Annotated in this window: 27 protein-coding genes and 3 pseudogenes; 20 read left to right on the forward strand and 10 right to left on the reverse strand. The window is 56.1% G+C overall.

The annotated features are described in order from the left end of the window. The first annotated feature begins 96 nt into the window (after positions 1–96). The 7 genes and pseudogenes from N8E88_RS05445 to N8E88_RS05475 all read left to right on the forward strand — a co-directional run. Positions 97–381, forward strand: coding sequence for a hypothetical protein (locus N8E88_RS05445; protein WP_410010544.1), 285 nt, complete (start codon positions 97–99; stop codon positions 379–381). Positions 382–499: 118 nt separating this feature from the next. Continuing rightward, positions 500–1,289 (forward strand): annotated as a pseudogene (locus N8E88_RS05450) (DUF899 domain-containing protein). A 14-nt stretch (positions 1,290–1,303) separates the two neighbouring features. Continuing rightward, positions 1,304–1,585 carry a hypothetical protein gene (locus tag N8E88_RS05455; protein ID WP_262291492.1) on the forward strand — a complete coding sequence of 94 codons (282 nt, stop codon included), beginning with the start codon at positions 1,304–1,306 and terminating at the stop codon, positions 1,583–1,585. 11 nt (positions 1,586–1,596) lie between these two features. Further along, positions 1,597–2,346 carry a DUF899 family protein gene (locus N8E88_RS05460; RefSeq protein ID WP_262291493.1) on the forward strand — a complete coding sequence of 250 codons (750 nt, stop codon included), beginning with the start codon at positions 1,597–1,599 and terminating at the stop codon, positions 2,344–2,346. Positions 2,347–2,451: 105 nt separating this feature from the next. Beyond that, positions 2,452–3,261, forward strand: a complete 810-nt coding sequence (locus N8E88_RS05465; protein WP_262291494.1) for a hypothetical protein — start codon at positions 2,452–2,454, stop codon at positions 3,259–3,261. 169 nt (positions 3,262–3,430) lie between these two features. Next, positions 3,431–4,081: a DJ-1/PfpI family protein gene (locus N8E88_RS05470; RefSeq protein ID WP_262291495.1), complete on the forward strand. Its 651-nt coding sequence runs from the start codon at positions 3,431–3,433 to the stop codon at positions 4,079–4,081. 150 nt (positions 4,082–4,231) lie between these two features. Further along, positions 4,232–4,498, forward strand: a pseudogene (locus tag N8E88_RS05475) (recombinase family protein); the annotation flags it as partial. Between the two features lie 192 nt (positions 4,499–4,690). Here the strand turns inward: N8E88_RS05475 and N8E88_RS05480 are convergent. Continuing rightward, positions 4,691–5,239, reverse strand: a complete 549-nt coding sequence (locus tag N8E88_RS05480) for a helix-turn-helix domain-containing protein (RefSeq protein WP_262291496.1) — start codon at positions 5,237–5,239, stop codon at positions 4,691–4,693. Positions 5,240–5,363: 124 nt separating this feature from the next. On the opposite strand from N8E88_RS05480, the gene N8E88_RS05485 reads away from it, so the two are divergent. After that, complete coding sequence (locus tag N8E88_RS05485) at positions 5,364–6,278, forward strand: DMT family transporter (RefSeq protein WP_262291497.1); 915 nt, start codon at positions 5,364–5,366, stop codon at positions 6,276–6,278. A 68-nt stretch (positions 6,279–6,346) separates the two neighbouring features. Here the strand turns inward: N8E88_RS05485 and N8E88_RS05490 are convergent, their stop codons facing one another. Next, a complete protein-coding gene (locus N8E88_RS05490; RefSeq protein ID WP_262291498.1) occupies positions 6,347–6,499 on the reverse strand; it encodes a hypothetical protein in 153 nt (50 codons plus the stop codon). Positions 6,500–7,264: 765 nt separating this feature from the next. On the opposite strand from N8E88_RS05490, the gene N8E88_RS05495 reads away from it, so the two are divergent. Both N8E88_RS05495 and N8E88_RS05500 read left to right on the forward strand, forming a co-directional pair. After that, entirely contained in the window at positions 7,265–7,450 is a 186-nt protein-coding gene (locus N8E88_RS05495; protein WP_262291499.1) for a hypothetical protein, read from the forward strand. Between the two features lie 66 nt (positions 7,451–7,516). Then, positions 7,517–7,723, forward strand: coding sequence for a hypothetical protein (locus N8E88_RS05500; RefSeq protein ID WP_262291500.1), 207 nt, complete (start codon positions 7,517–7,519; stop codon positions 7,721–7,723). Positions 7,724–8,538: 815 nt separating this feature from the next. On the opposite strand, the gene N8E88_RS05505 is transcribed toward N8E88_RS05500, so the two are convergent. Next, a complete protein-coding gene (locus N8E88_RS05505; RefSeq protein WP_262291501.1) occupies positions 8,539–9,138 on the reverse strand; it encodes a hypothetical protein in 600 nt (199 codons plus the stop codon). 204 nt (positions 9,139–9,342) lie between these two features. On the opposite strand from N8E88_RS05505, the gene N8E88_RS05510 reads away from it, so the two are divergent. Then, the gene (locus N8E88_RS05510) at positions 9,343–9,537 is read left to right on the forward strand and encodes a hypothetical protein (protein WP_262291502.1); all 195 of its coding nucleotides are present in this window, start codon (positions 9,343–9,345) and stop codon (positions 9,535–9,537) included. Positions 9,538–10,040: 503 nt separating this feature from the next. Here N8E88_RS05510 and N8E88_RS05515 read toward each other — a convergent pair. Continuing rightward, a pseudogene (locus N8E88_RS05515) lies at positions 10,041–10,228 on the reverse strand (hypothetical protein). A 478-nt stretch (positions 10,229–10,706) separates the two neighbouring features. Continuing rightward, entirely contained in the window at positions 10,707–10,907 is a 201-nt protein-coding gene (locus N8E88_RS05520) for a hypothetical protein (RefSeq protein ID WP_262291503.1), read from the reverse strand. A 100-nt stretch (positions 10,908–11,007) separates the two neighbouring features. Here N8E88_RS05520 and N8E88_RS05525 point away from each other — a divergent pair, with 100 nt between their 5' ends. The 6 genes from N8E88_RS05525 (at position 11,008) to N8E88_RS05550 (ending at position 13,918) form a co-directional block, all read left to right on the forward strand. After that, complete coding sequence (locus N8E88_RS05525) at positions 11,008–11,208, forward strand: hypothetical protein (protein WP_262291504.1); 201 nt, start codon at positions 11,008–11,010, stop codon at positions 11,206–11,208. Between the two features lie 40 nt (positions 11,209–11,248). After that, positions 11,249–11,419 (forward strand): hypothetical protein, encoded by a 171-nt coding sequence (locus tag N8E88_RS05530; RefSeq protein WP_262291505.1) that lies wholly within the window; start codon positions 11,249–11,251, stop codon positions 11,417–11,419. 404 nt (positions 11,420–11,823) lie between these two features. Further along, a complete protein-coding gene (locus N8E88_RS05535; protein ID WP_410010545.1) occupies positions 11,824–12,447 on the forward strand; it encodes a putative metallopeptidase in 624 nt (207 codons plus the stop codon). Positions 12,448–12,508: 61 nt separating this feature from the next. Continuing rightward, positions 12,509–12,982, forward strand: a complete 474-nt coding sequence (locus tag N8E88_RS05540; protein WP_262291507.1) for a major capsid family protein — start codon at positions 12,509–12,511, stop codon at positions 12,980–12,982. A 12-nt stretch (positions 12,983–12,994) separates the two neighbouring features. Continuing rightward, complete coding sequence (locus N8E88_RS05545) at positions 12,995–13,309, forward strand: hypothetical protein (RefSeq protein WP_262291508.1); 315 nt, start codon at positions 12,995–12,997, stop codon at positions 13,307–13,309. A gap of 114 nt (positions 13,310–13,423) precedes the next feature. After that, positions 13,424–13,918, forward strand: a complete 495-nt coding sequence (locus N8E88_RS05550; RefSeq protein WP_262291509.1) for a DnaT-like ssDNA-binding protein — start codon at positions 13,424–13,426, stop codon at positions 13,916–13,918. Positions 13,919–13,930: 12 nt separating this feature from the next. Here N8E88_RS05550 and N8E88_RS05555 read toward each other — a convergent pair whose 3' ends face one another. Further along, positions 13,931–14,233: an XRE family transcriptional regulator gene (locus N8E88_RS05555; RefSeq protein WP_262291510.1), complete on the reverse strand. Its 303-nt coding sequence runs from the start codon at positions 14,231–14,233 to the stop codon at positions 13,931–13,933. Positions 14,234–14,265: 32 nt separating this feature from the next. On the opposite strand from N8E88_RS05555, the gene N8E88_RS05560 reads away from it, so the two are divergent. Continuing rightward, complete coding sequence (locus N8E88_RS05560) at positions 14,266–14,640, forward strand: hypothetical protein (protein WP_262291511.1); 375 nt, start codon at positions 14,266–14,268, stop codon at positions 14,638–14,640. Between the two features lie 66 nt (positions 14,641–14,706). Then, positions 14,707–15,036, forward strand: coding sequence for a hypothetical protein (locus tag N8E88_RS05565; RefSeq protein WP_262291512.1), 330 nt, complete (start codon positions 14,707–14,709; stop codon positions 15,034–15,036). A gap of 513 nt (positions 15,037–15,549) precedes the next feature. Here the strand turns inward: N8E88_RS05565 and N8E88_RS05570 are convergent. From N8E88_RS05570 to N8E88_RS05580, 3 genes are all read right to left on the reverse strand, one after another. Beyond that, positions 15,550–15,744: a hypothetical protein gene (locus tag N8E88_RS05570; protein ID WP_262291513.1), complete on the reverse strand. Its 195-nt coding sequence runs from the start codon at positions 15,742–15,744 to the stop codon at positions 15,550–15,552. A gap of 228 nt (positions 15,745–15,972) precedes the next feature. Next, on the reverse strand, positions 15,973–16,296 hold the full coding sequence (locus N8E88_RS05575; RefSeq protein WP_262291514.1) for a hypothetical protein: 324 nt from the start codon (positions 16,294–16,296) through the stop codon (positions 15,973–15,975). A gap of 126 nt (positions 16,297–16,422) precedes the next feature. Further along, positions 16,423–16,671, reverse strand: a complete 249-nt coding sequence (locus N8E88_RS05580) for a hypothetical protein (protein WP_262291515.1) — start codon at positions 16,669–16,671, stop codon at positions 16,423–16,425. 199 nt (positions 16,672–16,870) lie between these two features. On the opposite strand from N8E88_RS05580, the gene N8E88_RS05585 reads away from it, so the two are divergent. Further along, positions 16,871–17,035 carry a hypothetical protein gene (locus tag N8E88_RS05585; RefSeq protein WP_262291516.1) on the forward strand — a complete coding sequence of 55 codons (165 nt, stop codon included), beginning with the start codon at positions 16,871–16,873 and terminating at the stop codon, positions 17,033–17,035. A gap of 6 nt (positions 17,036–17,041) precedes the next feature. On the opposite strand, the gene N8E88_RS05590 is transcribed toward N8E88_RS05585, so the two are convergent. Continuing rightward, a complete protein-coding gene (locus tag N8E88_RS05590; protein ID WP_262291517.1) occupies positions 17,042–17,431 on the reverse strand; it encodes a low affinity iron permease family protein in 390 nt (129 codons plus the stop codon). Between the last annotated feature and the right edge of the window lie 388 nt (positions 17,432–17,819).

Here is a 17,819-nt window from a genome sequence, read left to right on the forward strand (position 1 = left end):
GTGCCCTTTCACGCCTTCCTAGCCGCTGACAGTGACCTCGGGAGCGGCATTTGTTTACAGGTGCATCGGAACGACCTCGGCGTTACGGAGAGCTTGATGAGCAAGAGCCAAATCGATGAACCTGAAATCCCGCAGACTGTCGATCGCGCTGAGTTTCACGCAGAGCTCGGTACGCTCCGGGTCCGGGAGAAAGCCCACACACAGGAAAGCGATGCCATCGCGGCTGCCGATGGTCGAGGTAAATTGCGCCACGCCGCTTGTCGGCGAGCATGGGGCTGTGACGCTGCTAAACGCGTTCGAGGGACTGGCCGGAAGGGTGGGGAGAAGGCAAGTATCGCATGCGCGCCGATGGGCGTCCCATCTCACAATGGCCTCGCCTGAACGCCGGGAGTCCGACGATTTGAGCACGCGCGGCGGGTGTTCCTGCACCAGGAACAGCAGCGAAATGGTCACCCCGAACCGCACCTGAAATGCATCCAACTTCGGAGGCCTAAGAAGCATGACCACATCATCTGATAACAACCAAATGAGCGAGCTGCTCGGAATGCAGACGCCGCCGATTGTGTCGGCTGAGGAGTGGAAGGCTGCGTCCGAGCAGCTGCTCGTGAAAGAGAAGGCCCACAGCAAAGCCCGCGACGCTCTGGCCGCGGAACGCCGGCGGATGCCTTGGTTGGCCGTGGATAAAGCATATGCCTTCGTGGGTCCCAACGGCAATTTGAGCCTACTCGACCTGTTCCAGGGCCGCCGGCAACTGATCCTGTACCGTGCCTTCTTCGAGCCCGGCGTAGGCCGCTGGCCGGAACAAGCCTGCATCGGCTGCTCCTTGATCGCCGATCAGGTTGCGCATCCCGCCCATCTGAACGCCCGTGACACAAGTCTCGCGTTCGTCTCGCGCGCACCGCAGCCGGACATTGAGCGGCTGAAAGCGCGGATGGGTTGGGAGCACATCCCCTGGTACACGCTGGCCGACGATTTCGACGCCGACTTCGGCGTGGACGAATGGCACGCCACGCTCGCATTTATTCGCGACGGCAACCGCGTGTTCCTAAACTACTCCACCAACGGTGGCCGTGGCGACGAGCAAATGGGGAACACCTGGAACTACCTCGACCTCACTGCGCTCGGTCGCCAAGAGTCGTGGGAGGACTCACCCAAGGGCTATCGTCAGACCCCGCCATACGATTGGTGGGTCTGGCATGACACCGGGGAGACGGAGCCTGATCGAGACTAAGAGGGTCAAGGTGTCGAATGCCGGAGTGGAGACGTTCCGGAACCGCGTCGACGCTTAGGTGGAGGAGAAAGCATGAGCGAGGTTCATATCGGCGGATACGCCTCGGGCGCGATCAGTCGCGAAAGCGGTGACGCTGCCCCTATGGGCGCCGCCGACTGGCTGAGCCTGGCGGCAGCACCCGTCTTCGCGATCATGGCGCTGCTGACGGCGACGCAGCACGGCAGCACGGCCGACATCCTGTGCTCGGCCGGGCATGGTTCGTCACCGCCGAGCGGCATGACTCTGATGTACGCGCTGATGAGCGTCTTTCATGCCGCGCCATGGGTCAGGCGGGTCTGCAGGCGCTGGAGCTAGAGGAGGAAACGATGCAAAACGCAGTCGCGGATGAACTTGCGGTTCCCAATGTCGTCGACCGGGCCATTTTTCAGGCCGAACTGGACGCATTGCGGGTTCGGGAGAAGGCCCACACACACGAAGGCGACGCGATTGCCGCTGCCCGCCGACGACTTCCTATGGTGGCGGTGGATAGCGCCACGCCGCTCATCGGCGAACGCGGGGCGGTGACGCTGCTGGACGCGTTCGAGGGCCGCCGCCTGCTGATCGCTTATTATTTCATGTGGTACCCCGGCAAGCCGGCACCGGAGCAGTGCGAGGGTTGCACCTTCTTCACGACGCAGGTCCGCGAGCTGGCCCATATCCATTCTCGCGACGTCGCCTACGCCACGTTCTGCCAGGGCCCCTACGAAGAGAGCGTCAGGTATCGCGACTTCATGGGTTGGGAGATGCCCTGGTACTCGGCAGAGGACTCGCTCGACACTCTTCTAGTCGGACGGCGGGCGGGCAGGATGCACATCGTCTGCTACCTGCGACAAGGATCTGACGTCTTCGAGACGTACTGGACGACGATGCGCGGCGTCGAGGCGATGGACAACAGTTACCGGCTGCTCGACCTGACCGTTTACGGCCGACAGGAGGAATGGGAGGACTCGCCCACCGGCTGGCCCCAAGGGTGGGGAGAAGGAAAGCAGCGTGTGCGTACCGATGGACGCCCCATCTCGCATTGGTCTCGCTTGCGGGCGGGCCATTCCGATGATCTCGGCAGCAACCGTGTCTAGTTCGCAGCGGGCTCGCACAGCTATATCTGATCGCGGGCGCTTGGATTGCTGCCATTCGCTTCACGGTACGCCTCGCTCCGAGGCCATTCAATAAGGAGGCTCACGATGAGAAGTACTCAAGCGATTGTCCTAACGATGGGATTGTTATTCTCGGTCGCAGCGAGCGCGCAGAACAAACAGCCCGCCGGCAACACGCATAGGGTCGATTCTCTGCCGCGAGATTTGGAAGTTCAGCTGGCGCTCAGCGCGCTCCCGCCGCACCTCAGAGATGGCGCCACAGTGTACGTTCTAACCCCCGATAAAGGCTTTGAGGTCGCGCGTAAGGGTACGAATGGATTCCACACTCTGGTTGCACGAACCGGCGACGACACCTTCAGGGGTAAGTGGCCATTCAGCAAGTATCGAGACGATATTCTCTACCCGGTCTCGTTCGATCAAGCCGGTGCCGAGGCCAATATGAAGGTCTTTCTCGATGCCGCGGAGATGCAGGCCAAGGGAACGCCACCTCAGGAACTCAAGAGGCTCATCCAGGAAAGATTTAAGACCAATTATTACAAGGCACCTGCGCGGCCGGGGATTTCATACATGCTGGCACCGATTCAGAGGACGTACGCGGATCCGGACAATAGCGGAGACGTCGAGACCATCAACTTTCCGCACGTGATGACTTACGCCTCGAATGTTTCTGCCGAAGACGTTGGCGCGGCAACTGTAACGCCAGAAGAAGGGCAACATCTCATGCAGCATGGGCGTTGGCGCGAGACGCCGTATCCTCAGCTTCACACCCCAGGCCCTCACGGCTACATGATCCATGCTCGAGGCAAAGCTGAGACCGAAACGATAACGAAGGAATATCAACCGATGCTTGCGAGGCTTTGCAAACTCAAGGAAGAATGGTGTCTGCCCTTGAAGTGACTAGGGTTCACCGCTGCGCGGCTGGGTGAAAGTCAATGGCATGTCCAATGAGTCGAATGCGGACGGCAGGATTGGGTGGAAAGCCGACACTAGGCAACCTTTCTCGAATGGACCCCATCCGTGTCGTTCACCTTTCCCAATGAGGCACGACGAATACTAGGAGAGCGCGATGAAAGTACTAGCCATTGTCTATCCGGGCATGACTCTGTTGGATTTAGTGGGTCCAATTCAAGCGTGGAGTTTCTTGCCAGGCTACGAAGTGCAATATGTTTGGCATCGCCCCGGTACGGTGCTTACGGACTGCGGCCTTGGCGTACAGGCCACGCATGGTTTTGAGGAGGCTTGGACGGAACCAGACGTCCTCTTTATTGGCGGCGGCGCGAAACCCACGATGGATCTTATGAGCGATTCTGCCGCAATCACTTTCTTGGCTGATCGCGGGGCGCGCGCGCGCTGGGTGTGCAGTGTTTGCACTGGTTCGCTGCTATTAGGGGCCGCCGGACTGTTGCGAGGCTACCGCGCCGCAGGGCATTGGGGAGCGCGAGAAATTCTAAGCCAATTTGGCGCGGAGCCTAGCAGCGAACGGGTTTGCATTGACCGCAATCGGCTCACTGGTGGCGGCGTGACGGCGGGAGTTGACTTCGGTATCGCACTGGCGGGACGTTGGGCCGGAGACGAGGTAGCCCGAGTGATCGAACTACTTATGGAGTATGCACCGCAGCCCCCGTACGGATCGGGTCGTCCTGAACTGGCAGATCCGCAGACTCTTGCGGCGGCGCGGGCGAAACTGCAGCAGGCCATGACCGGGGCAGGCGCATAGGCGAGCGCGACCACAGTCGGTTCCTCGATGCTGGTGGTGGACCATCAGTGAGCGCGCCGCTGCCTTCTATGAAGGAAACGGTTTCGTGCGCCTTCCGGATTCGCTTCGGTTGGTGTTGCCGATGCACGCGATCCAGCGATTGGTGGAACCATGATCGACGCAGCACCTGCATCGCCTGACGTGGCGGTCGCAAGTGCAGTCGCCAAGGTGGCGCTCTATCTGCGCGTCTCGACGGGACGCCAAGCGGATAGCGATCTGTCTATTCCCGATCAGCGGCGACAGAGCACCGCCTATTGCGTCGCCAAGGGCTGGGACGTGGCGGCTGAGTTCGTTGAGCCGGGCAACACCGCGACCGACGACCGCCGGCCGGCGTTCCAAGCGATGATCGACGCGGCGCTAGTGAAACCGCCAACCTTCACCACCCGACACGATTCGAACCTGTGACCTCTGCCTTCGGAGCAGCCGTTCGGCTCAGTCGATGATAAAGTGGTGCGGGTGCAAGAACTGGATGTTCGCCGGATCAAACAAGGGCGGCGACCGCGCCGCCAGCATTCTGTCGCTTATCGAAACAGCCAAGCTCATCTCGTCACTGCTCCCATTTGAAGGTTGCTAACGGGCGCTTTCCATGGCGAGCAAAATCACTGCATTTTCCGAGAGGGCTTCATAGGAATGCGAGCGATCACCCGGATAGCGATAGTAGTCGCCGGGACCAATGTCTGCAGTACCTGCTGCCGGTCCAAGGCGAACCGATCCGCTTATGACAATTATGTGCTCAACGGTCCCTCTGGGATGCGGCTCGGCGTTGCGTATCGATCCGCGCCGAAGGGTAAGACGATAGAGATCGCGTCGGCAGGCCGGAGGGCATTTACTTAAAAGCACCGTAGAGAAATCCGAACTGTCAGAGTTGAGTTTCACCCCCTCGTCCGCCCGGATCAATTGGCTATGCGAAGACGCGCTTTCAAACAGAAAGCTGAACGGAATTTCGAGTGCCGAGGCAATCGCCCATAAGGTCTCAATGCTCGGATTCCCCTTGCCTGCCTCAAGCTGTGACAGGGTTGATTTCGCCAAATTGGCCTTGGCCGCGAGAGCGGAAAGGCTGATGCCCGATTGTTCCCGCTCCCGGCGGATGGCGTTTGCTATGAGGTCTGTCGGATTCATGGCTACCGTTCGATATAATGCTATGTCGTTCGACTTGACGAACGAATACTGAGTGTTCATTATATCGAACGGTATTCGACAATCAAGCCATCGCGGTTTTAGACGGGCATGAAAAGCGTTGATCATGGCAACACCCTCACGGCCGATGTCGGCAAGCGATTGGGGTCAGCTCCTACTCCTGGGCTTTCTTTGGGGCGGTTCCTTCTTCTTTGCTCGCATTGCCGTGGCGGAGATTCTGCCGTTGGCTCTTGTCCTCTACCGCGTATCGATCGCCGCGATGGTCCTTCATCTCTGGTTGAGGTTACGCGGCATTTCCTTCGCGCCTGTTCTCGCTAAGCCCGGCTCCTTCTTGTGGCTCGCCCTGCTCAATAATGTCATTCCCTTTTCCCTGATCTTCACCGGACAAACGGAGATCGGCGCTGGCCTTGCATCCGTGTTCTACGCAACAACGCCCCTTTGGACGATCCTCGTTGCAAACCTGCTGACGGTCGACGAAAAGCTTTCGGCCACCAAGCTCGCCGGCGTGGGACTCGGAATCGCCGGGGCGGCTGTCATGATCGGCCCCGGCCTCCTGTCCAATCTCGGCGGCCCCGTATGGGCAAAGTTCGCCATCATCGGGGCGGCGATCTCCTATGCCTTTGCCGTTGTCTACGCGAAGCGGTTCAAAGGCGTTAGTCCAACAGTCATCGCAACCGGACAGCTTACCGTCGCAACGATCCTTATGGTGCCGATCGTCTTTCTTCTCCACGGTCCCACGGAAATTATCACGTCGAGCGTTCCGATATGGATGGCAGTGCTTGCTCTCGCTGTCTTCACCACGGCCTTCGCTTTCATTCTGTATTTTAATCTTATTGCCTCGGCGGGAGCAACGAACGCCTCCCTGGTGACACTGCTGGTGCCCGTCAGTGCGATCATACTCAGTGCAGTGTTTCTCGGCGAACGATTGGAGCCGTTCGAGTTCGCCGGGATGGCATTGATCATGGCCAGCCTGATCGTCATAGACGGTCGGATTTTCCGCCGCTGGCTTGTCAATAGATAGAACTTGTCGCTGATTATCAGCGTTGTTGTCACTGTCCCTAAGAGGATCCTTAAACCTACAGCAAAGTGTCAGTTGGCAAGCCACTTGGCAATGGCCGCTGCAGCGGCTTCCGCTGAAAGCTGGCTTACGTCGAGATGAAGCAGGCAGTCACCGCCACGGTCGATCAAAGGCCGACCGTCGGGATTACTGTTGACCAACGTCACATCGCGGGGCTTCCGCATCGCATCTCGGCCGGCGCTATGAATTCGCCGCGCATTCTCATCGGGTGAACAACTCAAAGTCACGACAGCCAGCGTGGACGGGCGGCTGCGCGCCAGAGAGATTACCTCGTCCCAGTTTTCCTCTCCCCCAAGGCGAACCCTTCGAATACCAATTGGTGAGAATGACAGGGGTCGTCGCAGGCAAGGCCCAGCACACGTTGATGGGCAAGGTCTCTGCAAGCACGGACCGTGTCGTAGAAGCTGGGCGACCTAAATTCCGTCAAGGCAAACGCAATATTGTAGATCGAATGATTATCGAGGCTTACCGCCTATTTGATCAGCCAAGGCACGGCCGATCGTGAGTTTGCCAACTCCGGGATAGCTATTGATGTGAACAAGCATGATTTCCTCTAGAAAAAGAAGGCAAATCATCAATATCATGGACGTCCTCTTCGGCGAAAGATAATCATCCGTAGCTACCTCAGCACACAGAAGCTTTTCATCCAATTATGCCGTTCGAAAGTGCAGATAGTCGGTGCATCTCAAGCAAGCTTTGGCCGAGGTGTGGCTGCCCTGACAAGTCAACACAACCGCCAAGGTCACGGGTTTTCACCCTCGCCATCATGAAGGTCGTATGGGATCGAACGTTGTAGTCTTCTTACTCTCGCTCAATATTCTACCCCTCTATGCCACGACACAGTCCGCAGAAAGAATTTGAGGAAAGGTTTGTCCGAGCGGCAAAAACGTTATAGTCGGTGCATCCCCATCGTCTCCAAGCAAAAGTCCATGAAACTTACCAAGTCCTTCACTGTCGAAACCAAACGAAATGGGCGCCGCACCGTCAAAACGGTGAATGTCCCGATCTGGGAACCACACGTTCTCCAAAGTGCGACGAAGGCGGTCCAGAAAGATTCCGAATCTGCGGTAGAGGATACGGAGACCGTGGAAGCGGAGAACGATCCCAAAACGTAGCTGCATCAAAGGCCGGTGTCGTACTGCATTTAATCAGGGTCTTCCTCAATTTGTGTGGTGCTTGGCTTGATCGATCGCCTGAAATACATTTCTCGCTACGCGTGCCGGACGCGTCAGGTAGTTGATATTGTTCACCTTCCTGGTTACAGCATCGACAGCCTGCCCGCAGCGCGCGTGATGAAGCGCCTTGGCACTCCAATCAGCAACGACACCGGTTTGCAGCAGTCTAAGCGCAATATCTCCGCTCTAGGCACCCAGGAACTCCATTCGTAGGTGACTGGAGCTGGCACAAAACCGCAACTATGGGGCCATCCCAGTAGATTTGGAACGCCAGGGGCCGTCGATATCCCGTCAGATCGCCCGGGTTCAGGGCAGCCAGCCAGTTAGTAGGACAAATCACCACACAAATTGAGGAAGACCCCTTAAAGGCGAGATGAGGAATTCAACAAAATCAAAGGCGTTCCTTTGTCTCTAAATCTGATATTTTGCCTTTAAATTCGAGATTTTGCCCCTAAACTTGAGACAGGGTTCACAGGGACGTGCGGCTGGCTGCTATGGATGGGGAAGGGGACCACGCCGGGGCGATTGGTCCAGAAGCGTCCGCGGCTCAAAGCGGCGTTGTTTGCCAGGGTATCGATGACTTCGCCAGAGTCGCCTTGCTCCGGACTTATCAAAAGGACGACCGCTTGCTTGAACCATCGACCGGATCGGTCGCCAGATCGAGAACTGACGTCACGTCTCGACATCAAATACCATCGAACGAACCTGGTCGTCATCTCGCATTTAAGAGCAAAGAATGTTTGTCGACGCCAAACGCGACAAATCTCGGAATTAAAGGCAAAGCGACAGTAGTACTAGCAGCGAAAGATGGGGCACTAACCGCTACCAAAGACGAAAAGGCGATAGCAGAAGCAAGAATGATATTCTTCATGTTTATTCCTCTGACAGTGACACCTTTAGAACCTGCCTCGCTGGGGTACGTTCCTACATTACGGAAATTTTAGAATTAGTAGTCAACGCAGGTTGGCGCGCAGTTCGAGAGAAGCAGCAGGCGCGGCAGATCAGGACCGCGCTTGCTCTTACCTCAGTTAGCTTTTGCAGTCCTTATCGGAAGCGTCCGCTCCAGCCGACGCCGCGGTCTTGTCTCCCTTCTGCTGTGCTTGAGCGTCCTGCTGTGATGTTGCCTGGTTCTTGTCAGTAGCCATGGGCATCGTATCTCCAGACTTCTGAACGGTCTTACCCGCCGTACTGGAAGTCGTTGTCGTACCGACACTGGCCCCTGTCGTTTGAGTGGTGCTGTTCGCGCCATCTTGCAGTGGTGCCTTGGTGCCGTCTTTAGCGACGCCCTTTTGAGCGTCGTTCGTCGCTGCGCCGGTGACCTCGGGACAGGCCGCCATCGCCGCCGTTGACGCCATAGCGGAAATAGCCAGGGCGGCAATAATTGAAGCAATAGGTTTCATTTCATTCTCCTCCATAGGTGCCATAGGGCTAGAACCGCTTCGTGAGGGGAAGGTTCCTGCTGCACGCGCATCGTCGCTATCAAGGATGTTAGTAGGAAACCTGGATGGAACGTTCTCGTCCAAGAGCTCGTGCATCACGTCCTGCGCGACAACGGCGTCGAGATCAACGGGAACGTCTTTTACCCGTATGACAAGACCGAGGAGGAAGCGATCACCGTGCGTCTGCATGAGATGGAACAAGGGCGAGCTTGAACCTGAGTGACGGATGCCATCCTTGACACGCACTCAGACCAATACGCTCGCCGAACCATTGGGCAGGGAACACTCGCCGAGTGCATGGGAAGAGCTTCACGGCTTCCCACCATGCAAAGCTATTCTCAAAATCTGGAACTGATTGCTGTTTAAACTGTTGCTTTGAAAAGGAGCAATGTAGTGACAGACAAATCAAAAAAGCCTGATCCCAAGAACGACGCCAAAGGACAGTTTGCCAAGACCCAACATGGCGGCGAGAATGACGGTGTTTCCAGTGCCAATCCGCGAGTTCTATCAGGTAAAGAAGATGGTGATGCCACCTTCAAATCGGATGCGAAGGAAAACATGCGCGATCGCCAGGCGCCAAACAAGTAGCTTCAGATTGGGCAGCGCGCCGGGAAGCGATGTAAAGCGGGATACTGCCACCAATCGTCGGGATGTCGATTCATTTTCTTCGCGGGAACCATCTAGCATGTTGGCTGTTCAACCTTTTAGTGAAAAGGAAGAACACTATGGAAAAGCATGATTCACAGACTCCGGTGCGAGAGACAGCTACGGAGACGCGGCAGGGTCCATTGGGCAAGCCAGTTTTAATGGTTCTCTTAGGCGGATTGGTTCTCGCCGTAATTGCGTGGGGCGCGGCTGAACTCTTTGGCGAGAGCACTGACAATAACGCTACCATATCCGGGCAAGAGACCCCCGCTGCTGGTCAGAATAAACCCTCGGATCAGGCGACACCACCGTCCGGAGACCAGCCCACGACCAATGCCCCTGCTACAAGTCCGACGCCGCAGAGCGGAACCGGCGGAGACACACAAGCGAAGCCGCCGAGCAATACGTCACAGTAAATTGTGCGGGAGCATCACGGAACAGGGCGACTATAGTCGCTGCTTTGTTCCTGCGCTCTTTCCATCGGAGCTTTTAGAACGTTCCTCAAAACGCTCCGGACCCTTTGCCAGGTCTGAACCTTTCTGCGCTTCCACCTTCTTTTCGTCTTTCGCAGCACTCTTTCTCAAGCCCCGCGCGGCTTGCCTACCTTTTCTGTAGGAGCTTGCTCAATACCCATTGCATTTCCTCCGCGGTATGATGCCGCGAGCTTAACGGTTAAGTTCTCAGTTCGTTCCGCCGTGCTTTCATTCGTCAAAATTCAATTCGGAGAAGTGGTCATCCCGGAGTAGCGGAGCCAATTTGCCTCACGCTTTGCGCGCTCCTGCCGCCCTTTCCCGAATACCCTCTGGGAAGGCGAATGCCACACAGACCGCATAACGCAGAGCAGCGAGCTCTAGAAACGCCGTGAACTTCCTCGCAAGTGACGAAGATCTTATATGGTTTCAATTGCCTTCACTGCCAGACTGATCCAGTGGCTGAGTTTGTCCGGGTTGGTTCTGCGTAGGTTCGTCCCGCGATAAAAAGGCCAGTGCTGCCACCAGTGCGAAAATCGCGACTAGCGTGGAGAGCATAACGGATTGCTGTGTCATCGAGCACCTCCGGGTGTTTGAGATAAGAACCGGCATTACGGCGGATTGTTCCGCATAGGGCAGAGGCTATTTATCGAGTCCATGCTCGACACAATAGGCGATGAATTCGTCGCGCGTCATCGTGCGATGGCCGTCGATTTCGACTTTAATGATGTTGTGCTCGTGGATCGCGGCATATGCCTTTTGGATGCCGTCAAACAGCAGGACGTTGGTAATCAATATTTCGTCTGGAACGAAGAGACGGACTTGCGATATGGGTTCGATCATTTTGGCCTCACTGTCAGTTTGAAGCCCAATTCTAACACCGAACCACAAATATCAAATCAATGGCGACCTTGGGGTGCTGTTTTCCTTATGGGCCGTTCCAATGCGCTGCACCCACTTCATCGGCTTCAAGGGTGAGGAATATCACTCAGCGGTAAAGGCGTTCGGTCCACCGCATTTCATCCATCGCGGATGGGACTTGAGAGCGCAGCGCGAAATTGCCGATGGTGATCTAATCATCTTCGCCACTGGCCCGCACGACCAAGAGCCGCGCCGCAAGAGCTTCAACGATATCAACGAATAGGTGCGCAATGCGTTGGACCAAAGGCGAGCCGGAACCGGCGATGACAGATCCCATCCTTGTCACCCACAAGGAACACGGTCTGATGCTGGCGACCTGGCAGAAGCACCGCGGCAGCTATATCGGCGTGACAGCGACCGGTGACACGCATGGCCCGTTCTTCCATGCCCTCATCGAGCTGGGATCGGCGACTAAGTGGGCGAAGATTGTCTGACGGGCAAAAAACAGCCGGACTTGCGCCCGGCCGAATTGGGGGGAGCTAAGCGCGCCTCAATGGGAGGAGGAGAGTGCGCCTAGCTCTTTCGATGTATGCTTGTAAAACACGTTTTGCAATATCTAGTGACCTTATAATTAGTCTCCTCCTTCGGGAGTGAGCCGTAGGCGCTCTTTTCGAGAGAATTCTGCAGCTTCGGCTTCGGTCCTGAATTGTTTCACGACTGGGCGGCGATCTTCATCGAGGATTAGGACCCAACTGCGGACATCTGTGTTAATGTTGGGTTTTCGCTGAGTGCTCATTTCGTCTCATCTTCACTTCGTTCCACTATCGTTCCTCCCAGAGTTACGAGGCCAACCAGTCAATAACCTCCGAAATTAGATGGCAAGGGTTCAGTCTTGTTCATGTCTCGCCCATTACCACCCGAAACCATCACCGCTGTTGATGCCAGGATAACTTTTGCTCCCGCTCCTGAATTGGTTGAGTGGGCAATGGCTACGTTCATTGAGGATGATGGCAAGTTGCACAACCCGGATCACTTCCATCTTCAATCGGCTTTCATCGGCATGCTCTGGACCAATGTTAGCAACAGCCGTAAAGGCCGTCGCATCGTTGGACAGTGTGAAGAGGGTCAGCCATCCGGCATGATGGGCAAGTGGGGCAAGGCTCGGGCAGAAGAGCAGATCATCGGCTGGTTCGGCCACGTGCCGGACTTCATTCTGACCTTTGAGGCTGAGCACGCCATGTCGTGTAGCGATGCTGAATTCTGCGCATTGGTGGAACATGAGCTCTATCACGCTGCACAAGAGCGCGATCCTTTCGGTGCTCCAAAGTTCCGTAAGTCGACAGGTCTGCCAGCATTCAGTCTAAGGGGACATGACATCGAAGAGTTCATCGGTGTTGTCCGTCGCTATGGGGCAGATGCTTCACATGTTCGCGCACTCGTTGATGCTGCCAACGCAGGGCCAGAGATCGCGAATGTCCGTATCGCTCATGCATGCGGGACATGTCAGCTGCGCGCGGCCTAGAGTGCGTTCCAGCCGACGATATCGATAAAGGTCGCAATACCTTGGAAGGCCGCTGCCGCAGATGCTGCCATGGCGCCGCGTGCGCTCCAGATGGACGACGAAGACGGCCGATGAGATCCTCGCCGACGTTAACAGCGTTCTCAGTGTTATCTTTACCGCCTCGAACGGGATTGAGCAGGCGAACACAGTCCTCCTTGATCAGGATCGCTATGCCCTGATCGCGACGAAGCGCCTCGATGCAACGATGACGACGACCGTGCTCGAACATATTCAGCGTGCGAACATCTACACGCAACGCACTGGATTGCCTTTGACAATCCACGCGGTGTTCGGACTGGAAACTGCCGGGGGAGGAACGCATCGCTTGGCTGCCTATCGCCGCTCGCCAGACGTTGTGAAAATCCACATTCCGATGCCACTGCGCTGGCTCCAGGCTGAGCAGCGGCTGCTGAAATTCGAAGTTCCAGGCATTTTCTGCCTCGGCAGCGTCGAAATTCGTCGCCCGGGTGCCGTCAGATATCTTGACGGGATATGAGAAGAAACAATCATGTCCAAGATCACGATCACGAACAACCGTCCTGGAGGCTTCGGCATTCCGGGAGGCCCGGTCATCGCTGGCAACGGTGGCAGCCTCGAAGTCGAGCAGAAGGATTGGGATGGCGTCAAAGACAGCCCGGTCGTTAAGGCTTCGCTTAATGCCAATCATCTGACTGTTTCAGGTGCCAAGGCAGAGAAGAAGCAGGAACCAACCGGCGGAGGCGACGAACCCAAGACTGTGCTCGAAGTTCTTGCCATGCAAACGCGCAACCGATGTGCCATTCATGGCCTTCAAGTCTGCTGCCACGAAGCTGCTGGGCGATAACACCCCCGCCAAGAAGGACGAGATCATCGCGGCCTTGGAAGAGCTCGCGACTCAGCCTTGATAATCTGCCCGGCGGGAAACTGCCGGGCATTCCCCATTTGACCGGAGATGACCATGGCCGCTTACGGTACCCAAGAAGCGTTTGAGCACTATGCTACGGACCATGGCTATGTCATTCCCGAAGGAACGACCGATGCGCAGATCGCAGCCGCCATGTTGCGCGGCTCACTCGTTATCGATCGATACGAACCAAAGTTTTCAGGCACCCGGAGGGGTGGATATGATCAGTCGCGTGAATGGCCGCGCACCGGAGTTGTGACCTACTACGGTCAGGCGATCCCATCTGAGGCCATTCCTCAACCGATTATCGATGCATCCTGCGAAGCTTCGTTCCTCGAACTGAGCACGCCAGGCAGTCTTTCACCCGTCGTCACCGGTAACTCTGTTACCAAGCGAGAGAAGGTAGGCGAGCTTGAAGTTGAGTATGCGGTATCAAGCGGCAGTTCATCTGCTGATGTGGTGGCAGCCGCCACTCCGGTCGTAACGATTATCGAGGGCCTGCTTTGGCGGTTCATGCGCATGTGCGTTCCCGGCATTCTGGCGGTCTAGCCAATGTTTGACTTACGGAACATCATCGCTCCCGACAATTCCACCTTCACCTTCGAGTGTCGCGATGTGTTTGGTTTGCGACCTGTTGAACTTCAGGCGGACCCCAATTCCACCCGTATCACCATCTGGAATGAAAATTGCGCCGCCTTTCTCGAGTGCAGACTGAAGCGAGGCGATATCCTCGGGCTCTGCGTTTTCAAGCCTCCGCTCAAACATTTCGATGATTTCGCGGCTCACACCAGAAGCAACAGAAAGCCGATCTATGCTGTACCCTACCAGTGCCCGCGCCGCACGACATTGAGAACTAGTGATCATCGTTGGTCTCCATTTGAAGGTAGATTCGTTCAATGAGTGTGCAGGGTCAATCGTTCAATTATTTTCGAGTCCAAGAAGCTGCGCTGCGCCTGCTCGACAAGTTCGGCTCCGCCGGCGAGATATGGCGCGACGAGGCCGGCAGCGGTCCTGTCTATGATCCAGGTGAACCGACGATCCAGAAGACGCCTTGCACGTTGGCAGTCCTCAAGTTCGACAACGCGGATATCGACGGCACGCTGATCAAGGCCAGCGACAAGAAAGTCTATATTGCTGCCAAAGGCTTGGCGATCGTTCCTGTCACCACTGATAAACTGATGATCGGCGGTCTGTCGCATACAATTGTTCGTGTCATGCCGCTCAATCCGGCCGGAACCAATGTCTATTTCGAAGTGCAGGCCCGAAACTAAAGTTCTGTTCATGCCCTGTTAACAGTCAAAGGCGCACCACTCAGCGCATTGTTAACAGGAGCTACTATGAAAAGAATCGTCTCGCTATTTATCGCAGGAATCATGGCCGTCTTCATGGGCCTGACATCGCTGGGTACGGCATCCGCATCGCCGGTTGCCATACAGGTTCCTGCCGCTTCGAACGTTGTGCAGGTACAGCACAATGATCAACGCCGCTACGAACATCGGAACGAAAAGAAGCGTTGGGAGCGGCATGATCGTCGCCACGATCGGTATGAGAACCGTCGTGATCGTCGTGGCTACTGGAACGGCCACCGTGGCTATCGCGAACATCGCCGGGGCTACCGGCGTCACAACGACGGATATTGGTACCCATTGGCGATCTTCCGCCTCTAAAACCAGTCCTCTGGTTAAATATTCGCTTTACAGCGAGGTCTCCATCAACACCAGCCTGTCCAATTTCGCCGACAGCTATAGTCTGAATGGCACAGCGGGGCGCAAAAGACCTGTGCTGAAAAGGTGAGGCCCGCCGCAGGGGGTGTCCAGGGCGGGCGATTGCGACGAGCCTCTGTCAGGAGCGTCTACGTCCCCGACAAGCGTTGAACCGGCCCCGGGCTCAATTGTTCCGGCACTGTGCGTTACTGCACGAAGTTCCACGCAGAAGGGCGAGGCTCGGGTCTCAGGTGCACAGCAACCCGTCCGAGCCTCTATCGGAGCAACGTCCCCCTTCGCTCCGATGGAGTGAAACTGTTCGTGGAGTGTGGAAGTTCCCGTAAAGAAAGGCTTGGCCTCATTGCGTCCTTGTGGAACTCATCCTTTCGAAATTCACAAACAAGAATTGATAAGGCGCGAAATCGGCGGACTAGGCGCTTCGCCGGGGCTTGGCTGCCGACCCTCAGGTTAGCGTCTCTAGGATTTGGATTCAGCATCAAGACGAGCTTTGCGAAGGCGCTCCGTCTTCTCTTTTACTCGCTTCCGCTCTTCTTCCGCAGCTCTTTTAGCAATGTCGGTGGCGTTGTCGAGCTTAACTTCAGATGATGACCGCTTGAAATTTGGCGTTTCACCTAACCGGAGAGGCCTTTTTGCACTGCCTACTTTGGGCATGATTTGATCTCCGTAAGTGAGGACCAGCGCTCCGCTCAGTGTTCCCGCGGCGGCCGCTCTATGCCCTCTTGCATCATTTTGCAACCACCGGCAGCGCAGATAGTTCCCCGCAGTAATCGCGTTGGCCAGGTTGCCACGACCTGCGCCGCGGCTTGCTGTTATGTGCCCACGCGCATCCTTCCAGGTTGGCTGGTCATGATGCGTACTTCTTTGAAGTTTTTTCGTCCATCAGCGCGAAACGGGTTCTTTCGGATTCGGTTCCTCGTGGTGAGGTAACCCATTTTTATTAGCCTCCTTTTTCAAGGCTGCCCTCTGTCGGCGCGTTTTGTTGTAAATGCTATGCCAAGTAGCGAGTCGTTCGCGGTTAGCGTCGCGCCAAGCTTTTATATATGCGCTGTAACGCTCCTTGTTCGCCTGTCGCCACTTACGAGATTTCTCTGCTGCCTTGGCCTTCTGTTCGGGACTCAGCGGATTGGCGGCGCGCCATTTGCGCATCCTTGCGGCGGCCTTGGCATTGCGCTCACCTGCACTGGTATCATCGCCCGTTGTCATGTGTTTTCTTCAACTCGGTGCATCCCCGGAATTTAGCGACTAGATGGAGCCGAGGCGAGTCAAAAAAGGCAAGTCGCGCTAACGACTGCCTTTTGATACCGACGATCGGTACGTGCCGTGTATCGATTATGATACCATGCTGTCACGGTAGCTAGCGATGTTGGTCGCCGCCATTTCTTGCTCCGCGGCCTTGGCGGCAATGAGCATTTCATCGCGTAGGCCCTGATCGAAAAGCTTCATAACGGTGCGGGCAAGGCGGTTGGCATTCTCATGCGACTTGGGGCAGCGGTGAAGCACTTCGGATGCCTGTCCAAGCGCCCGCTGCATAATGCGCCAATCTTCCGTTGAATAACAGGGATTAACTAAATAGAGCATGATGTCCTCCCAGAAGTTGGGCGGGAGCTCAATGATCTCTCAAGCGTCAGTTGCCATGAAGTGCCTGACGACCCAAGTATTGTCTTCCGCAGGACCAAAAGAGTCAATTGAGCGCGAATAAAGTAATAAAACCCACTGGTTGTGGCCGGCGGTGGAACCATTTGACTGCGGAGTGGTTCAGCCGCTTAGGGACGAAGCAATGAATGACGACGAAAAGACACCGGAGGATGCCAAACGGCTCCGCCAGCAGATCAAAAATGGTGCTTACCGCGACGCGCTTCGGACGAGATACAAGCCTGTGCCCAATGACAAGCAGTTTGAAGAGTTGCTTCGGAGGTTAGATGATGCTGAGCGCAAGAAGTAGCTTGTGTTAAGCGGAAGCCTTCGAAGTCGAGCGTTTCAACTGATCCGCCTTCTTTGCGGCTGCTTCGCATTTAGTTCGAAATTCTTCGACCTCTTTTTCGGTGAGCCTCTCGATGCCGACGAATTCATTCAATCCAACGCCAGACAGGATCAGTTCATCTAATTTGGCTTGGATGGCCGCGCCGTCACGGTTCTGGGTGTTTTGGATAAGAAAGACCATCAGAAACGTAATAATCGTAGTGGACGTATTGATAATCAGTTGCCATGTCTCAGAGAAGCCAAAGAAAGGGCCACTAATCGCCCAGATCACGACCACGCTCACACAAGCTAGGAAACTTATAGGTTTGCCGGTTGCGGTTGCGACCGCCGTTGCCCCTTTATTGAACCACTTTTCCATTCAGACCCTCCATACCCATGGCTATCCAGCTGACATGGCTTAACGGTCCGCTAGAGTCGTTGGTTCCAGAGATAAGGCCTTAGGCACGCATGACGGAGTTCCTGTCTACGGTTTGCCAATGTCACCGGAATCTCTCGCCTTTGCCTTCTGCTCGGGACTCTGCGGATTGGCAGCCCGCCACTTACGCATTCTTGCAGCCGCCTTGGCATTACTGTCAGCCCCAATCGTGAGCGATCGATGAGCGATTGGCGGCACGCCAAATGGTGGGGTGAATGCGTCTACTACTGAAGCGGAGAGTCGTTGACTGCAATCCCAATGCAGCAGAGGGCAAGTGCGCAAAGCACCGCCATGCCGACCCCGCAATCTTCACGGATATCGTAAAAACCTA

Source organism: Phyllobacterium zundukense, assembly GCF_025452195.1.
GTDB lineage: Bacteria > Pseudomonadota > Alphaproteobacteria > Rhizobiales > Rhizobiaceae > Phyllobacterium > Phyllobacterium zundukense_A.